The sequence below is a fragment of the Cupriavidus necator genome (assembly GCF_016127575.1).
Taxonomy (GTDB): domain Bacteria; phylum Pseudomonadota; class Gammaproteobacteria; order Burkholderiales; family Burkholderiaceae; genus Cupriavidus; species Cupriavidus necator_D.
Window position 1 is genome coordinate 2,226,712 of sequence record NZ_CP066019.1, and the last position, 16,162, is coordinate 2,242,873.

Annotated in this window: 15 protein-coding genes; 9 read left to right on the forward strand and 6 right to left on the reverse strand. The window is 68.2% G+C overall.

Annotated features, from left to right (window positions below; all coding sequences use genetic code 11):
• The first annotated feature begins 18 nt into the window (after positions 1 to 18).
• From I6H87_RS29085 to I6H87_RS29115, 7 genes are all read left to right on the forward strand, one after another.
• Positions 19 to 495 carry a chemotaxis protein CheW gene (locus I6H87_RS29085; RefSeq protein WP_010811090.1) on the forward strand — a complete coding sequence of 159 codons (477 nt, stop codon included), beginning with the start codon at positions 19 to 21 and terminating at the stop codon, positions 493 to 495.
• Positions 492 to 1,763 (forward strand): CheR family methyltransferase, encoded by a 1,272-nt coding sequence (locus I6H87_RS29090; RefSeq protein ID WP_011617611.1) that lies wholly within the window; start codon positions 492 to 494, stop codon positions 1,761 to 1,763. The genes I6H87_RS29085 and I6H87_RS29090 overlap by 4 nt, the downstream gene beginning before the upstream one ends.
• Positions 1,756 to 2,442 (forward strand): chemotaxis protein CheW, encoded by a 687-nt coding sequence (locus tag I6H87_RS29095; protein WP_011617612.1) that lies wholly within the window; start codon positions 1,756 to 1,758, stop codon positions 2,440 to 2,442. Before I6H87_RS29090 ends, I6H87_RS29095 begins: the two co-directional genes overlap by 8 nt.
• Positions 2,439 to 4,694 (forward strand): hybrid sensor histidine kinase/response regulator, encoded by a 2,256-nt coding sequence (locus I6H87_RS29100; protein ID WP_011617613.1) that lies wholly within the window; start codon positions 2,439 to 2,441, stop codon positions 4,692 to 4,694. Before I6H87_RS29095 ends, I6H87_RS29100 begins: the two co-directional genes overlap by 4 nt.
• Positions 4,691 to 5,710, forward strand: coding sequence for a chemotaxis response regulator protein-glutamate methylesterase (gene cheB / locus I6H87_RS29105; protein WP_010811086.1), 1,020 nt, complete (start codon positions 4,691 to 4,693; stop codon positions 5,708 to 5,710). The genes I6H87_RS29100 and cheB overlap by 4 nt, the downstream gene beginning before the upstream one ends.
• A 54-nt stretch (positions 5,711 to 5,764) precedes the next feature.
• Positions 5,765 to 6,784 carry a diguanylate cyclase domain-containing protein gene (locus I6H87_RS29110; RefSeq protein WP_011617614.1) on the forward strand — a complete coding sequence of 340 codons (1,020 nt, stop codon included), beginning with the start codon at positions 5,765 to 5,767 and terminating at the stop codon, positions 6,782 to 6,784.
• Between the two features lie 335 nt (positions 6,785 to 7,119).
• Complete coding sequence (locus tag I6H87_RS29115; protein WP_010811084.1) at positions 7,120 to 7,899, forward strand: DUF4397 domain-containing protein; 780 nt, start codon at positions 7,120 to 7,122, stop codon at positions 7,897 to 7,899.
• 97 nt (positions 7,900 to 7,996) lie between these two features.
• Here I6H87_RS29115 and I6H87_RS29120 read toward each other — a convergent pair whose 3' ends face one another.
• The 4 genes from I6H87_RS29120 to I6H87_RS29135 form a co-directional block, all read right to left on the reverse strand.
• Positions 7,997 to 8,299: a helix-turn-helix transcriptional regulator gene (locus I6H87_RS29120; RefSeq protein ID WP_010811083.1), complete on the reverse strand. Its 303-nt coding sequence runs from the start codon at positions 8,297 to 8,299 to the stop codon at positions 7,997 to 7,999.
• A 217-nt stretch (positions 8,300 to 8,516) separates the two neighbouring features.
• Positions 8,517 to 10,019: a tripartite tricarboxylate transporter permease gene (locus tag I6H87_RS29125; RefSeq protein ID WP_010811082.1), complete on the reverse strand. Its 1,503-nt coding sequence runs from the start codon at positions 10,017 to 10,019 to the stop codon at positions 8,517 to 8,519.
• A 12-nt stretch (positions 10,020 to 10,031) separates the two neighbouring features.
• Complete coding sequence (locus tag I6H87_RS29130) at positions 10,032 to 10,493, reverse strand: tripartite tricarboxylate transporter TctB family protein (protein WP_010811081.1); 462 nt, start codon at positions 10,491 to 10,493, stop codon at positions 10,032 to 10,034.
• A gap of 443 nt (positions 10,494 to 10,936) precedes the next feature.
• Positions 10,937 to 12,427 (reverse strand): MATE family efflux transporter, encoded by a 1,491-nt coding sequence (locus I6H87_RS29135; protein ID WP_011617616.1) that lies wholly within the window; start codon positions 12,425 to 12,427, stop codon positions 10,937 to 10,939.
• 229 nt (positions 12,428 to 12,656) lie between these two features.
• Between I6H87_RS29135 and I6H87_RS29140 the strand changes: the two genes are divergently transcribed.
• Entirely contained in the window at positions 12,657 to 13,445 is a 789-nt protein-coding gene (locus I6H87_RS29140) for an MHYT domain-containing protein (RefSeq protein ID WP_011617617.1), read from the forward strand.
• A 122-nt stretch (positions 13,446 to 13,567) separates the two neighbouring features.
• Positions 13,568 to 14,995 (forward strand): NAD-dependent succinate-semialdehyde dehydrogenase, encoded by a 1,428-nt coding sequence (locus tag I6H87_RS29145; RefSeq protein ID WP_011617618.1) that lies wholly within the window; start codon positions 13,568 to 13,570, stop codon positions 14,993 to 14,995.
• A gap of 66 nt (positions 14,996 to 15,061) precedes the next feature.
• Here I6H87_RS29145 and I6H87_RS29150 read toward each other — a convergent pair whose 3' ends face one another.
• Together I6H87_RS29150 and I6H87_RS29155 are read right to left on the reverse strand one after the other, a co-directional pair.
• Positions 15,062 to 15,445 (reverse strand): cytochrome C oxidase subunit IV family protein, encoded by a 384-nt coding sequence (locus tag I6H87_RS29150; protein WP_010811077.1) that lies wholly within the window; start codon positions 15,443 to 15,445, stop codon positions 15,062 to 15,064.
• A gap of 5 nt (positions 15,446 to 15,450) precedes the next feature.
• On the reverse strand, positions 15,451 to 16,158 hold the full coding sequence (locus I6H87_RS29155) for a heme-copper oxidase subunit III family protein (RefSeq protein ID WP_011617619.1): 708 nt from the start codon (positions 16,156 to 16,158) through the stop codon (positions 15,451 to 15,453).
• Between the last annotated feature and the right edge of the window lie 4 nt (positions 16,159 to 16,162).

Here is a 16,162-nt window from a genome sequence, read left to right on the forward strand (position 1 = left end):
GGCCTGCGCCCCGCCGCCATGAAACTTTTCCTGCTGTTCCGCCTCGGCGCTGACCACTATGCGCTCGATGCCGCCGAGGTGGCCGAGGTGCTGCCGCTCACGCGGCTCAAGCAGATCCCCGGCGCGCCGGCCTGGGTGGCGGGCCTGATGGAGCGCCGCGGCCAGCCGGTGCCGGTGATCGACCTGCCGGCGCTGGCCACCGGCGTGCCGGCGGCGCTGCGCACCAGCACGCGCACGGTGCTGGTCCACTACCGCCGCCATGGCGGCGAGGCCGGCCGGCTGCTGGGCCTGCGCCTGGAATCGGCCACCCAGACGCTGCGCTGCCCGGTGAAATCGTTTGTCGACGGCGGCATCGCCGGAGCCAGCCCGCGCTACCTTGGGCCGGTGCGGCACGACGCGCGCGGCCTGCTGCAGTGGGTGCGGGTCGATGCCCTGCTGCCGGACGACGTCCATGCCATGCTGTTTGCCGACACCTCCGGGGAGGCCGCGGCATGAGCACTGCCACGCACATCGAGGCCCTGCTCAAGGCCCGCATCGGCCTGGACGCCGGCGCCATCGGCACCGGCGCGGTAGCACGCGCCGTGCGTGAGCGCCAGCAGGCACGGCAGGCGCCGGACACCCAGGCCTACTGGGACTTGCTGCACGGCACCGCCGATGAATTCCAGGCCCTGATCGAGGCCGTGGTGGTGCCCGAGACCTGGTTCTTCCGGCATCGCGAAGCACTGCTGGCGCTGGGCCGCCTTGCCGCCGAGCGCGCCTTTGCCGACGGCAGGCGCACCCTGCGCGCGCTGAGCCTGCCCTGCTCCACCGGCGAAGAGCCCTACTCGATCGCCATGGCCATGCTCGATGCGGGCGTGCCGGCGGGCCGCTTTGCCATCGATGCGGTGGACATCAGCGCCCGCGCGCTGGCCCGCGCACGCCAGGGCGAATACGGCGCAAACGCGTTTCGCAGCGCGCCGCTGGATTTCCGCGACCGCTATTTCACGGCCACGCCCAGCGGCTATGTGCTGGATGCACGCGTGCGCGCACAGGTGCGGCTGCTGCAGGGCAACCTGGTCGATCCCGGCCTGCTGGCCGGCGAGCGGCCCTATGACTTCGTGTTCTGCCGCAACCTGCTGATCTACTTCGACGCGCCGGGGCAGCGGCATGCGGTGCAGACGCTGGCGCGGCTGGCCGCTGCCGACGGCATTCTCTTTGTCGGGCCGGCCGAGGCCAGCGTGCTGAGCGCGCAGGGCCTGGAGCCGGTCGGCCTGCCGCTGACCTTTGCCTTCCGCAAGCCGTCCGCCGTGCCCGCCGCCAGGGCGGCGCCGCGTGCGCCCGTGCACGCGGCCCAGCCGCCGCGCATGGCCGCACCGCCACGGCTGCCGCGGCCGCCTGCCTCGATGCGGCCCGTCCCGGTCACGCCCCCGCCCCTGCGGCCCGCAGCGCCCGCGCCTGGCAACGATCAGCGCGCCGCGCTGGCTGCCATTGCCGCCCAGGCCGACCGCGGCGAGCTGGAGGCTGCCACCGCAGCCTGCCTGGCGCTGCTCGAGCGCACCGCGGATGCCAACGCCGACGCCTATTGCATGCTGGGTGTGCTGCACGACGCCGCGGGCCGCGCCGCGCAGGCCCATGCCGCCTACCGCAAGGCGCTGTACCTGGACCCGGCGCACCAGGAAAGCCTGTACCACCTGGCCGCGCTGCTCGATACCGAAGGCGATCACGCTGGCGCCATGCACCTGCGCCAGCGCGCGCAACGCCACACCCGCAAGCACCATGGCTGAGCCCCCAGGCATTCTCCTGCGCACCGAAAACGTCGACGACTGCTGGCGGCGCATCGGCGTGCGCGGCGACGGCTCGTGCCCCGCCCTGGCCGAGCACGCGCACTGCCGCAACTGCCCCACCTACGCCCGGGCCGCGGCCATGCTGCTGGACGCGCAACGGCTGGACGTAATGCCGGAGGCACTGCCCGATGCCGCCACGTTCACCGACGATGACGGGGCCTTGCCGGCAGAACGCGGCACCGCGCTGGCCTGCCTGGTGTTCCGCATCGGCGATGAGTGGCTGGCCTTGCCAACCGCAGCGCTGAGCGAAGTCACCGCCCCCTGCCCGATCCATTCGCTGCCGCACCGGCGCGATGCCGCCGTGCTGGGGCTGGCCGCGGTGCGCGGCAACCTGCTGGCCTGCCTGTCGCTGGCCCGGCTGTTCGACGCGGGCGCCGGTGAAAGTGCCAGCGGCAGCCGTTTCCTGATCCTCGGGCAGGGCCGCGCCGCGATCGCGCTGCCGGTGGCCGAGGTGTCTGGCATCGCCCGCGTGCCGCAGCCCGCGCTGCAGCCGCTGCCCGCCACCCTTGCGCGGGCCTCGGCGCGCTACACGCAGGCGCTGTTCCTCGACCAGGGCCGCAGCGTCGGGCTGCTCGATGCCGCACTGGTACGCCAGGCGCTGGCCAGGAGCCTGGCATGAATTCCGAGCAACTGCGCGACGCCTCGCTGCTGGAACTGTTCGCGCTCGAGGCCGATGCCCAGGCCGAAGTCCTCAATGCCGGCCTGCTGGCGCTGGAGCGCAACCCGGCAGCCGCCGAGCAGCTCGAAGCCTGCATGCGTGCCGCCCACTCGCTCAAGGGCGCGGCCCGCATCGTCGGGCTCGATGGCGGCGTGCGCGTAGCACACGCCATGGAAGACTGCCTGGTCGCCGCACAGGGCGGCATGCCGCTGACCGCCGCGCATATCGACGCGCTGCTGCAAGGCACCGACCTGCTGCTGCGCATCGGCCATCCGCCCGGCGGCAATCCGGGCTGGGCCGAGCACGCGGGCCGCGCCGAGATCGATGCAGTGGTGCAGCGGCTGGGCACGGTCGATGGCGGTGCCGCGGCGCCGGTCGTGCAGGCACAGCCAGCGCCGGCCCCGTTACCGGAACCAGCGCCCGCGATACCGGCGCCGCCGGCACCGGCAGACGACACACAGGAGCGCATGCTGCGCGTGAATGCCGACGCGCTTGACCAGTTGCTGGCGCTGTCCGGCGAGGCCATGGTCGAGTCGCACTGGCTGCGCCCCTTCGGCACCTCGCTGCAGAAGGCAAGGCGGCAACAGGCACGCGCACTGCGCGCCGTCGATGCGCTGCAGCAAGCCTTGCAGGACGGCAACGCGGGCGCGGCTGCGCACACCGCGCTGGCAGAACTGCGCCAGCTGCTGGACGAAAGCCACGATCAGCTGGCCGCGCGGCTGGAAGAGTTCGAACAGTACGATCACCGCGCCACGCGGCTGGCGCGCCGGCTCTATGACAGCGCGCTGGCCTCGCGCATGCGCCCGCTGGCGGACGCGCTGACCGGCTATGCGCGCATGGTGCGCGACCTCGGGCGCGCGCTCGGCAAGCCGGTGCACCTGGACCTGATCGGCGCCGGCACCCAGGTGGACCGCGATATCCTGGAAGCACTGGACGCGCCGCTGGCGCACCTGCTGCGCAACGCGGTGGACCACGGCATCGAAGCGCCCGAGGTGCGCGCGGCGCAGGGCAAGCCGGCGGAAGGCCGCGTCACGCTGCAGGCGCGCCACAACGCGGGCCGCCTGGTGATCGAAATCTTCGACGACGGCGCCGGCGTCGACCTGGAAGCCCTGCGCGACGCCATCGTGCGGCGGCGGCTGGCGTCCGCAGAGACCGCGGCACGGCTGTCGCAGGCAGAGCTGCTCGACTTCCTGCTGCTGCCGGGCTTCAGCATGCGCGACTCGGTCTCCGAGGTCTCCGGCCGCGGCGTGGGCCTCGATGCCGTGCAGGAGATGGTGCGCCGCGTGCGTGGCAGCCTGCGCCTGACGCAGCAGCCGGGCCAGGGCCTGCACTTCCGGATGGAGTTGCCACTGACGCTGTCGGTGGTGCGCGCTCTGCTGGTGGAGGTCGCGGGCGAAGCCTATGCCTTCCCGCTGGGCCGCGTGCTGCGCGCGGCCTCGGTGGCGCGCAGCGAGATCGAGCAGACCGAAGGGCACCAGCATTTCCGCCACGAAGGCCGCGCCATCGGGCTGGTCAGCGCGGCGCAGGTGCTGCAACGCCCCGAGGCTGACGCTGCCAATGCGCACGCGCAAGTGCCAGTGGTGGTCATCGGCGAGGCCGAGCGCATCTATGGCATTGCCGTCGACCGCATGCTGGGCGAGCGCCTGCTGGTGGTGCAGCCGCTGCCGGCGGCACTGGGCAAGGTCCGCGACATCGCCGCCGGCAGCCTCACCGACGACGGCACGCCGGTGCTGATCTTCGATGTCGAGGACGTGATCCGCTCGGTCGAGAAGCTGGTCTCCGAGGGCCGCATCGAAGGCGTGCGGCAGGCGGCCGTGGCCAGCGTCCAGGCGCGCGCGCGGCGCGTGCTGGTGGTGGACGACTCGCTCACCGTGCGCGAGCTGCAGCGCAAGCTGCTGGCCGGGCGCGGCTATGACGTGGCGGTGGCGGTCGACGGCATGGACGGCTGGAATGTGCTGCGCGCCGAGCCCTTCGACCTGGTCATCACCGATATCGACATGCCGCGCATGGACGGCATCGAGCTGGTGCGCCGGATCCGGCAGGACGCCGCGCTGCGGCAGCTGCCGGTGATGGTGGTGTCGTACAAGGACCGCGAACAGGACCGCCAGCGCGGGCTCGAGGCCGGCGCGGACTATTATCTGGCCAAGGGCAGTTTCCACGACGCCGCGTTGCTCGACGCGGTCCATGACCTGATCGGCGAGGCACGCCCATGAAGATCGGCATCGTCAATGACTCGGCGCTTGCGGTAGCCGCGCTGCGCCGCGCGCTTGCGCTGGATCCGTCGTTCGAGATCGCCTGGGTCGCCGGCGACGGCGAACAGGCGGTGCAGATGGCCGCGCGCCAGACCCCGGACCTGATCCTGATGGACCTGCTGATGCCGGTCATGGACGGCGTCGAGGCGACCCGGCGCATCATGTCCGCCACCCCCTGCGCCATCGTGGTGGTGACCATGGACCTGGGCCGCAATGCCTCGCAGGTGTTCGACGCAATGGGCCACGGCGCCATCGACGCGGTCGACACCCCCACGCTGGTCGAGCCCGACGCCCAGCTTGCCGCCGGGCCGCTGCTGCGCAAGCTGCGCAATATCGGCCGCCTGCTGGCCGGCCGCGTGGCCCCGCAGCATAGGCTGACGGCAGCGCCGCGCGCAGTGGCCGCACCACGGCTGGTGGCGATCGGCGCCTCGGCCGGCGGCCCGGCCGCGCTGGCCACGCTGCTGGGCGCGCTGCCGGCGGACTTCGGCGCCGCGGTGGTCACCGTGCAGCATGTGGACGAAGCCTTTGCCGCCGGCATGGCCGACTGGCTCGACGGACAGTGCAAGCTGCCGGTGCGCATTGCCCGCGCCGGCGACGCGCCCCAGGCCGGCACGGTGCTGCTGGCCGGCACCAACGACCACCTGCGCCTGGCCAGTCCCACGCGCATGGCCTACTCCGAACAGCCCTGCGACTACCTGTACCGCCCCTCCATCGATGTGTTCTTTGAAAGCGTGGTGGAGCACTGGCGCGGCGACGTGATCGGCGTGCTGCTCACCGGCATGGGCCGCGACGGCGCGCTGGGGCTGAAGGCGATGCGCGAGCGCGGCTTCCTGACCATCGCCCAGGACCGCGCCACCAGCGCCGTGTACGGCATGCCCAAGGCCGCCGCAGCCATGGGCGCGGCCGCGGAGATCCTGCCGCTGCCGCGCATTGCGCCGCGGCTGGTGCAGGCATGCGGCGGCACCGTGCCGCTTTGACCCGATGCAATACGTCGCGGCCGGCACCGGGACCGTGACACCCAGGAACTGAACATGCAACCCGAATTACCCAACCGACCCGCAGCGCCTGCGGCCGACAAGGACTACCTTGCCATGGTGCTGCTGGTGGACGACCAGGCCATGGTCGGCGAAGCGGTGCGCCGCGCGCTCTCCACCGAAGCCGACATCGACTTCCACTACTGCGCGCAGCCCGACGAGGCCGTGGCGGTGGCGCAGCGGACCAAGCCCACCGTGATCCTGCAGGACCTGGTGATGCCGGGCGTGGACGGCCTGACGCTGGTGCAGCGCTATCGCGAGAACCCCGCCACGCGCGACATCCCCATCATCGTGCTTTCGACCAAGGAAGATGCCGCGACCAAGGGCGCGGCGTTTGCCGCCGGCGCCAACGACTACCTGGTCAAGCTGCCCGACAGCATCGAGCTGATTGCGCGCATCCGCTACCACTCGCGCTCCTACCTGAACCAGCTGCAGCGCGACGAAGCCTATCGCGCGCTGCGGCAAAGCCAGCAACAACTGCTGGAAACCAACCTGGAGCTGCAGCGGCTGACCAATTCAGACGGCCTGACCGGCTTGTCCAACCGGCGCTATTTCGATGAATACCTCGGCGCGGAATGGCGCCGCGCGCTGCGCGAGCAAACCCAGGTGGCGCTGCTGATGATCGACGTCGACGCGTTCAAGGCCTACAACGACACCTACGGCCACGTCGCCGGAGACGAGGTGCTGCGCCGCGTGGCCGCTGTGATCCGCGACAATTGCGTGCGCCCCACCGACCTGCCCGCGCGTTTTGGCGGAGAGGAATTCGCCATGGTGCTGCCGGCGACCTCGCCAGGCGGCGTGCGGCTGCTGGCCGAAAAGGTGCGGCGCGCAGTGCAGGGGCTGGCCATTGCCCACGGCGGCTCCCCCACCGCCGACTGCGTCACCGTCAGCATCGGCGGCGCCGTGCTGGTGCCCCAGCCTGACCAGGCGCCGAACCAGGTAGTGGAAGCCGCTGATGCAGGCCTCTACCAGGCCAAGCGCAATGGCCGCAACCAGGTGATGATGGCGCAAGGCTGAGTCACTGCAGCAGCACAGCCGCAACAACCAGTTACACACTGGCGGCCACCGGCCAACCGGGCCACCAGCCCGGCCAACGTCCCGCCAGGCCCCGCACCTGCGGGCCTGGCCGGCCCCGCCACGCACGCACGCGTCACCGCTTGTCGGAATTGTCCGACATGCGATTCGGAGCCCCGCGCCTGTCTCGCCCCTGGGTTGATACCTATCGTTGCATCACGACAGGTGCAATCGCTGCGCCTGCAACAACAGACAGCCAACTGGCCACGCGACCGGCGCGCCCCCGCGCGGGCATGGGCCAGATCGTCTCTGACTCCTCCAACAGCAAGAGGTGACCCATGTTCCGATCCAAGACCCTGTTTATCGGCCTCGCGTTAGCTGCCACTGCAGTCCTGACTGCCTGCGGCGGCGGTGATGACGGCATCGACGACCGCATCGGGCTGAGCAAGCCGACGATCCGCGTGATCCACGCCATCACCGGCGGCCCGAACGTCGACGTGCTGCAGAACGGCACCCTGACCAGCTTCGTGAACAAGCCTTACAAGTTCGTCTCGACCTACTTCAATGTCGAAACCGGCAACCAGCTGATCTCCTTCAACACGGCTGGCACGCAGACGGAACTGGGCCGCGCCACCCTGACCGCCGCCACCGGCCACAAATACACCGTGGTCGCGCTGCCGGGTGCGAGCTCCGCTGAAACGCTGACGATCGACGATCCGTTCGAGAAGGGCCTGCTGTCGCACAAGGCACGCGTGCGCAGCCTGAACGCCTCGTTCAATGCGCAGAACATTGACATCTACCTGACCTTGCCGGCCATCGACCTGAACTCGGTGGGCCCGACCTTCGCCAACGTGGGCTACAAGCAGGCTGTGCCAGCCTCGGGCACCGACTCGATCGACGTGGATGGCAACACCACCTACCGCCTGCGCATCACCACCGCGGGGACCAAGACCGTGATCTTCGATTCCGGCGCACTGACCCTGGCCAACAACGCTGACTGGCTGATCACCACGATCCCGGTGGATGGCATTGCCGGCCTGACGCCGAACAAGATCAAGGTGCTGGTGGCACGCGGCGATGATGAGTCGCAAGCTGGTCTTGAACTCGTAACGCAGTAACAGCGTGCTTGCAGCTGCCTGCGGCAGGCGGGCAGCATGCAGAAGGCCGGTCCGATGGGCCGGCCTTTTTTGTCTGACGGGTGGCAGCTGACTGCCCCTACTCTTCTGCCCCCGGCTCCAGCTCCGCCTTCAGCACCGCCAGGTGCGACATATAAGCCTCCAGCTCCGCCCGCCCCTGCTCGGTGATGCAATAGACGCGGCCACAGCCTTCAACCAGCTCGGCAGTAATGGCCCGCGCCATCATCAGGCTGCGCAGGATCGGCCGCAACGAGCGGATATTCTTGTCGATGCCGCGCTCGCGCAGCCGGTCGACCAGGCTCAGGACCGTGGACGGGCTCGACTGCACAAGCTTGAGCACATGGATGCGTGAGAAAAGCCGGTCAAAGATGGGCGGTTTCATGGGCGCTGTCGGCGCACCCGATGGTGCGGGAATCCTGATCATCATGCGCAGCCCATGACTGCTGCCGCAGTCGGGCGCTCTCTGGTCTTGATGGCGGGCGGATACGCGATCGGCCCGCGAAAGCAAACGGGGTGCGCGAAGGCACCCCGTTTGCTTGCGTTGCGTGCGCCGGCCGGCATCAAACAGGCCGGCGCCCTTCCGGGGAGCGCGCGTGGCGCTATTCTTCCTGGAACGCTTCTTCGCGCTTGGCCTTGATCGACGGCAGCGCCACTACTGCAACCAGGGCAGCGGCTGCGATCAGCAGTCCGACCGACAGCGGCCGGGTCACGAACACGGTGAAGTCACCACGCGACAGCAGCAGCGTGCGGCGGAAGTTCTCTTCCATCATCGGCCCCAGCACGAAGCCCAGCAGCAGCGGAGCGGGTTCGCAGCGCAGCTTCAGGAACAGGTAGCCGATGATGCCAAAGCCGGCGGCCATGAACACGTCGAAGGTCTGGTTGTTGACTGAGTACACGCCAATGCCGCAGAACACCAGGATCGCCGGGTACAGGAAGCGGTACGGCACGGTCAGCAGCTTCACCCAGATGCCGATCATCGGCAGGTTCAGGATGATCAGCATCAGGTTGCCGATCCACATCGAGGCGATCAGGCCCCAGAACAGCGCCGGGTTGCTGGTCATCACCTGCGGGCCGGGCTGGATGTTGTGGATGGTCATCGCACCCACCATCAGCGCCATCACCGCGTTGGGCGGAATGCCCAGCGTCAGCAGCGGGATGAACGAGGTTTGTGCCGCGGCGTTGTTGGCAGACTCCGGACCTGCCACGCCTTCGATCGCGCCCTTGCCGAATTCATGTGCGTACTTGGAGGTCTTCTTCTCCAGCGAGTACGCCGCGAACGAGGCCAGCGCCGCGCCACCACCGGGCAGGATGCCAAGCGCGGAGCCCAGCGCGGTGCCGCGCAGCACAGCCGGGATCATGCGCCTGAAGTCTTCCCTGGTCGGGAACAGGTTGGTCACGCGGTTGGTGAAGGTCTCGCGCGCTTCCTTCTGCTCCAGGTTGGCGATGATCTCGGCAAAGCCGAACATGCCCATGGCCAGCGCCACGAAGTCGATGCCATCGGTCAGTTCCGGCACATCGAATGAGAAGCGCGCCGCGCCCGAGTTCACGTCGGTGCCGATCAGGCCCAGCAACAGCCCCAGCACGATCATCGAGATCGCCTTGGGCAGCGACCCCGAGGCCAGCACCACGGCGCCGATCAGGCCCAGCACCATCAGCGAGAAGTATTCGGCAGGGCCGAACTTGAACGCCAGTTCAGACAGCGGCGTGGCAAAGGCTGCCAGGATCAGGGTGGCCACGCAGCCGGCAAAGAACGAGCCCAGGCCGGCGGTGGCCAGCGCCACCCCCGCTCGTCCTCGCCTTGCCATCTGGTAGCCGTCGATGGTGGTCACCACCGATGACGATTCGCCAGGCAGGTTGACCAGGATGGCGGTGGTCGAACCGCCGTACTGGGCGCCGTAGTAGATGCCGGCCAGCATGATCAGCGCGGCCACCGGCGGCAGCGTGTAGGTGATCGGCAGCAGCATGGCGATGGTGGCCAGCGGCCCCAGGCCCGGCAGCACGCCGATCAGGGTACCCAGCACGCAGCCCAGGAAGGCGTAGGCCAGGTTCTGCAGCGACAGGGCCGTGGAAAAGCCCAGCGCAAGGTGATCAAACAATTCCATGGTCGGCGCTCCTTAACCGGTGATAAAGGCCGGCCACACCGGCATCTGCAGGTTGATGCCGTAGACGAATGCGCCAAGGCTGATCAGCACCAGCACCACGGCGTTGAGCAGCGCGCCCTTCCAGCTGAATTCATGGCTGGCCATCGACGACACCATCACCAGCACGAACACCGACAGCACCATGCCCAGCGGCTTGAGCAGCAGGCCGAACAGCACCACCGAACCGAGGATCCACAGCAGCGTCTTCAGGTCCCAGCGCGCCAGATGGTCTTCCTCGCCCTTGGGCGACAGCGAGGACAGCAGCACCACCGCCCCCAGCACTGCCAGCACCAGTCCCAGCAGGAATGGAAAATATCCGGGTCCCATCTTCGCGGCCGTTCCCATGGAATAGCCGCGAGCGACCCAGGAAAAGCCCAGACCGACCAGAACGAACATCAGGCCGGAGGCAAAGTCCTTTTGGCTGCGTATGCGCAAAACGATTCTCCTCAAAGTTCACGAAATGCCATGCCGGGGACGCACTGGCTCGAGCGGCAAGGCATGCGGCGCGCATGCTCCCCGACGGTTGACCCGAACCTTAGAGACGTGATCTTTCAGGTGCCTTTCATTTGTCTTGGTTTAGGGGTATTCACCGATACCCCTTGGAAACAAGGGCAAATCCAGCCTATTTACGAAAAAAATACATCACAACGTGATGTATCTCTTGGTGAAGAATCCGGAAGAAAAGTCGACGGGAATGTCAGGCGAACAAGACGGCACGCGCACTTGCATCAAGGCAAGGCGCGGCCGGAAGGATGCGCGCCTGCTCTGGCCAGGCAGGCGACGCGTGCGCTGGGAGGGAGTGCCAGCGATGACACGATGACACACCGATCTTTCGAATGGCTTTCAAAGCCGGCGGCACGATCGCGGGCCGCTGCAGCTCAGCGCACGACTGCGGGCTCGGGCGTTGCAGAGGCGGTCTCCTCGACGACCTCGCCCGCGTCTTCGCAGGGCGTTCCCATGCTGGTATCGGGCGCCTGCCCCACGGCTTGCGCCGGGTGCGGCACGGTGGGCAGGATATGGCTGCGGCGCCAGTTGCCGAAGCGGTAGTAGCCGGCCGCCAGCACCAGCGACACCACCGAGCCCAGCGGAAAGCTCCACCAGATCGCCTCGGCGCCGATGCGCGGTCCCAGCAACCACGCGAACGGCAGCCGGATCACCCACATCGACAGGAACAGGATCACCAGCGGCGCCATCACCGCGCCGGTGGCGCGCACCGTGCCGAAGATGACGATGGTGAAGCCAAACAGGATGAACGACCACAGCACCACCACGTTGATATGCTGCGCGATGCCGATGGCGACGCCGTCAGTGCCCAGGAACAGCCCCAGCGGATGCCGGTTGAACAGATAGATCAGCGCGACCAGCGCACCGGTCATCACCACATTGATCAGCAGCCCCACGCGCGTGATGCGCGACACCCGCTGCCACAGTCCGGCGCCGACGTTCTGCGCCACCATCGATGACACGCTCGCGCCTACCGCCAGCGCGGGCATCTGCACATAGGTCCACAGCTGCGAGGCCACGCCGTAGGCGGCGGTGGTCTGCGAGCCATAGGCATTGACCAGCGCCATCATCACGATCGCCGACGACGAGATCACCACCATCTGCAGGCCCATCGGCAAGCCCTTGACCACCAGTGCCCGCAGGATTGCCGGATCAGGCCGCAGCAGTGCAAGCTGGCCACGGTGCAGCAGCAGGAAATGGTGGCGCCGGTACAGCAGCACCATCATCGCCGCCAGGCTCGCCAGTTGTGCCATCAGCGTGGCCAGCGCCGAGCCCGCGATACCCAGCGGCGGGACCGGGCCCATACCGAAGATCAGCACCGGGTTGAGCGCCACGTCCAGCACCACCGACAACAGCATGAACCAGAACGGCGTGCGCGAATCGCCCGCGCCGCGCAGCGTCATCATCACGAAGTTGTAGAAGTACATGAATGGCAGCGCCAGGAAGATGATGCGCAGGTAGCTCACCGCCAGCGGCGCGGCGTCTTCCGGCGTGTGCATCGCCGCGAGGATGGCCGGCGTATAGAAATAGCCCAGCGCCGAGGCCAGCACCGACAGCCCGACAAAGAAGGTGGTGCTGGTGCCGACCACGCGACGCGCCTCGTCCAGGTCGCGCGCGCCCACGGCCTGTCCGATCATGATGGTGTTGGCCATGCTGATACCGAACACCACGCCCAGCAGGAAGAACAGAATGATGTTGGCGTTGGAGGTTGCCGTCAGCGCGGCCTCGCCCAGGAAGCGGCCGACCCAGACCGAATTGATCGAGGCGTTCAGCGACTGCAGGATGTTGCTGCCGAGCACCGGCAGCGAGAACAGCAGCAGGGTGCGGCCGATCGGGCCGGTGGTCAGTCTGGCGTCTGGCTTCATGAGGCGTCGCGCATGGGGAAATCCGGCCAGTCTATTCCTGCCCGGAGGCAGCTACAAGGACACACGGCCGGCACGGCGCCGTGCTTTTTACCTGAATGAGTTATTCCCCTCCGGTTGCGGCCCCCTGCATACTCGGCACGGGACCACCGCGTCCTAGGCCGGCTGCCGGAAGCAATGCCCGGCATGCGCGTGCGCCCTTCAGTCGCAGTCAAAACGAGGAGGTGGGGTCATGTTTGTCGGTTTCCAGCCTGTTTCCGGCGCCCTGGTGCCGTTTGCCTATGACTGGCCGATGGTGGGCCTGTCGTTCCTGATCTCTGTCTGCGGCGCCTACGTGGGCCTGCGCTGGTCGCGGCGCGTGCGCATGCCCGACGGCCGCCTGGACGTGGACCGGCTGTTGTGCGCCAGCGTGGCGCTGGGCGGCGGCGCGGTCTGGTCGATGCATTTCATCGGCATGGTGGCCTACCAGACCCCGACGCACCGCGAGTTCGGACTGTTCATGACGCTGGCTTCGCTGGTGGTCGTGATGGTGCTGGCCGGCGCCGGACTGGCGATCGCCTCGCGCCCGCGCGGCAGCCGTACCGACAACGTGATCAAGGGCGGCGTGCTGACCGGGCTGGGCGTGGTGGCGATGCACTACACCGGCATGGCCGCGATCCGCTCCAACACCCGCTTCGACTGGGACCTGGCCATCATCGGGCTGTCGGTGGTGATCGCCGTGGTGGTGTCGGTGGTGGCGCTGTGGCTGGCCACCACGGTGAAGACCCGCGGCAAGCAGCTGGCAGCTGCAGTGGTCATGGGCGTCGCCGTCTGCGGCATGCACTACACCGGCATGTCTGCGGGCACCATGATCTGCACCAGCCCGACCTACGCGCCCAGCCTGTTCGCCATCGAGGGCGACAGCATCGGCTATGCGGTGTTCGGCCTGACGCTGATCACGCTGCTCGTGATCCTGGTGGTGGAAGCCACCCGCACCGGGGCTGAAGTCGTGCCGGTGGCGCGCACGCGCGATGCCGCCTGACATCGGCTGAACCGGCCGCGGGGACATTCCCGCACATTCCTCCTGGGAACACACCCGGCGCGCTGCATGAACGCGGCCGCCGGGTTAAGCTTGCGGTTTCACCGCCCACCAGGAGAACACACATGTACCAGGATCTCGCCCTCTATATCGACGGAGAATTCATCAAGGGAGGCGACCGGCGCGAGCAGGATGTCATCAACCCGGCCACGCAGGAAGTGCTGGGCAAGCTGCCGCACGCCAGCCGCGCCGACCTGGACCGCGCGCTGGCCGCCGCGCAGCGCGCCTTTGAAACCTGGAAGAAGACCTCGCCGCTGGAGCGCGCCAGGATCCTGCGCCGCGTGGGCGAGCTCACCCGCGAGCGCGCCAAGGAGATCGGCCGCAATATCACGCTGGACCAGGGCAAGCCGCTGGCCGAAGCCGTCGGCGAAGTGATGGTCTGCGCCGAGCACGCCGACTGGCATGCCGAGGAATGCCGCCGCATCTACGGCCGCGTGATCCCGCCGCGCCAGCCCAATGTGCGCCAGATCGTGGTGCGCGAGCCGATCGGCGTGTGCGCCGCCTTCACGCCGTGGAACTTCCCGTTCAACCAGGCCATCCGCAAGATCGTGTCGGCGCTGGGCGCGGGCTGCACGCTGATCCTGAAGGGGCCGGAAGACTCGCCCAGCGCGGTGGTGGCGCTGGCGCAGCTGTTCCATGATGCGGGCCTGCCCCCGGGCGTGCTCAACATCGTCTGGGGCGTGCCCAGCGAGGTCTCGACCTACCTGATCGAATCGCCGATCGTGCGCAAGATTTCATTCACCGGCTCGGTGCCGGTGGGCAAGCAGCTGGCGGCGCTGGCCGGCGCGCATATGAAGCGCGTGACCATGGAGCTGGGCGGCCATTCGCCGGTGCTGGTGTTCGACGACGCCGACATCGACCCCGCCGCCGAGATGCTGGCGCGCTTCAAGCTGCGCAATGCCGGCCAGGTATGCGTGTCGCCGACGCGCTTCTATGTCCAGGAGAAAGCCTATGACCGCTTCCTGGCGCGCTTTACCGAGGTGATCGGCTCGATCAAGGTCGGCAACGGCCTGGAGGACGGCACCCAGATGGGGCCGCTGGCGCATGAGCGCCGCGTGCTGTCAATGGAGCAGTTCCTGGACGATGCCAGCCAGCGTGGCGGCAAGGTGGTGGCAGGCGGCTCGCGCCTGGGGGACAAGGGCTATTTCTTCGCGCCCACCGTGGTCACCGACCTGCCCGACGACTCGCGTCTGATGACCGACGAGCCGTTCGGCCCGGTGGCGCCCGTGACGCGCTTCAAGGACACGGCCGAGGTGCTGCGCCGCGCCAACAGCCTGCCCTTTGGCCTGGCCTCGTATGTGTTCACCAACTCGCTGAAGACCGCGACCGAAGTATCCAACGGCCTGGAAGCCGGCATGGTCAACATCAACCACTTCGGCATGGCGCTGGCCGAGACCCCGTTCGGGGGCATCAAGGATTCGGGCATCGGCAGCGAAGGCGGCCAGGAGACCTTCGATGGCTACCTGGTAACCAAGTTCATCACCCAGGCCTGAGCGCCCGGGCGCGGTGCAAGGCGGCTTGCCGCCGGCTCCCTCCCCGGGGCCGGCGGCGCCTCCCCGTCAGCGGAAGAAGATACCGCGCGTCAGGAACGTATGATTCGCTTCTTCCGCCATCAGCCAGACCAGCACCAGCAGGCACAGCGGCGGTACCAGGATGGCGCAGATCAGCGCCATGCGCTCCCATGCCATGTGCATGAACACTGCCACGATCAGCCCCGCCTTCAGCCCCATGAACACCAGGATCAGCGTCCAGCGCAGGTAGCCGGTGACATGGAAATAGTCGACCAGGTACGACAGCGTCGACAGAACGAACAGCAGCAGCCAGATCTTCAGGTACAGCCCGATAGGATGCTGCTGGCCGGAGTGCGCGGCATGCCCGGCATCGTTGCCGGAGCCATGCGCTGGCGTCACCGGGGTTGCGGGAGTTGCCGGATTCGATGCCATGGCCGTCACCAGAGATAGAACAACGCAAAGATAAACACCCAGACCAGGTCGACGAAGTGCCAGTACAGGCCCGCGATCTCCACGATCTGGTAGTTGCCGGTGGCCTCGTAGCGTCCGCGCAGCACGCGCGTGGCCACGATCAGCAGGTACACCACGCCGCACGACACATGCAGCCCGTGGAAGCCCGTGATCATGAAGAAGGTCGAGCCGAACTGCGCCGCCCCCATCGGGTTGGTCCACGGGCGCACGCCCTCGTCCACGATCAGCTTGGTCCATTCGAAGGCCTGCATGCCGACGAACATGACGCCGAACAGCGCGGTGACGAACATCAGCAGCGCGCACTCGCGGCGCGCGCGCCGGTAGGCAAAGTTGACCGCCATCGCCATGGTGCCGCTGCTGGTGATCAGCACGAAGGTCATGATGGCGATCAGCAGCAACGGAATGTCGGCGCCACCCACGTGCAGCGCGAACACCTCGCTGGGGTTGGGCCACGGCACCGTGGTCGACATGCGCACGGTCATGTAGCCGGTCAGGAAGCAGCTGAAGACGAAGGTGTCGGACAGCAGGAAGATCCACATCATGGCCTTGCCCCACGACACCTTGAAGGCCTGCTGGTCCGACGACCAGTCGGCCAGCAGGCCGCGCACGCCGCCCACCGGGGGCGCGGGCGCCACGCCGGGTGGGCTCGATGGTGAAGACAGTTGCGTTGACATGCCG

Excerpts from the sequence above, each read along its gene's own strand:
- I6H87_RS29095 (WP_011617612.1), top strand. The coding sequence starts at position 1,756 with ATGGCTGAGCCCCCAGGCATTCTCCTGCGCACCGAAAACGTCGACGAC.
- I6H87_RS29115 (WP_010811084.1), top strand. The coding sequence starts at position 7,120 with ATGTTCCGATCCAAGACCCTGTTTATCGGCCTCGCGTTAGCTGCCACT.
- I6H87_RS29140 (WP_011617617.1), top strand. The coding sequence starts at position 12,657 with ATGTTTGTCGGTTTCCAGCCTGTTTCCGGCGCCCTGGTGCCGTTTGCC.
- I6H87_RS29120 (WP_010811083.1), bottom strand. The coding sequence starts at position 8,299 with ATGAAACCGCCCATCTTTGACCGGCTTTTCTCACGCATCCATGTGCTC.
- I6H87_RS29100 (WP_011617613.1), top strand. The coding sequence starts at position 2,439 with ATGAATTCCGAGCAACTGCGCGACGCCTCGCTGCTGGAACTGTTCGCG.
- I6H87_RS29145 (WP_011617618.1), top strand. The coding sequence starts at position 13,568 with ATGTACCAGGATCTCGCCCTCTATATCGACGGAGAATTCATCAAGGGA.
- cheB (WP_010811086.1), top strand. The coding sequence starts at position 4,691 with ATGAAGATCGGCATCGTCAATGACTCGGCGCTTGCGGTAGCCGCGCTG.
- I6H87_RS29155 (WP_011617619.1), bottom strand. The coding sequence starts at position 16,158 with ATGTCAACGCAACTGTCTTCACCATCGAGCCCACCCGGCGTGGCGCCC.
- I6H87_RS29085 (WP_010811090.1), top strand. The coding sequence starts at position 19 with ATGAAACTTTTCCTGCTGTTCCGCCTCGGCGCTGACCACTATGCGCTC.
- I6H87_RS29135 (WP_011617616.1), bottom strand. The coding sequence starts at position 12,427 with ATGAAGCCAGACGCCAGACTGACCACCGGCCCGATCGGCCGCACCCTG.
- I6H87_RS29110 (WP_011617614.1), top strand. The coding sequence starts at position 5,765 with ATGCAACCCGAATTACCCAACCGACCCGCAGCGCCTGCGGCCGACAAG.
- I6H87_RS29125 (WP_010811082.1), bottom strand. The coding sequence starts at position 10,019 with ATGGAATTGTTTGATCACCTTGCGCTGGGCTTTTCCACGGCCCTGTCG.
- I6H87_RS29150 (WP_010811077.1), bottom strand. The coding sequence starts at position 15,445 with ATGGCATCGAATCCGGCAACTCCCGCAACCCCGGTGACGCCAGCGCAT.
- I6H87_RS29090 (WP_011617611.1), top strand. The coding sequence starts at position 492 with ATGAGCACTGCCACGCACATCGAGGCCCTGCTCAAGGCCCGCATCGGC.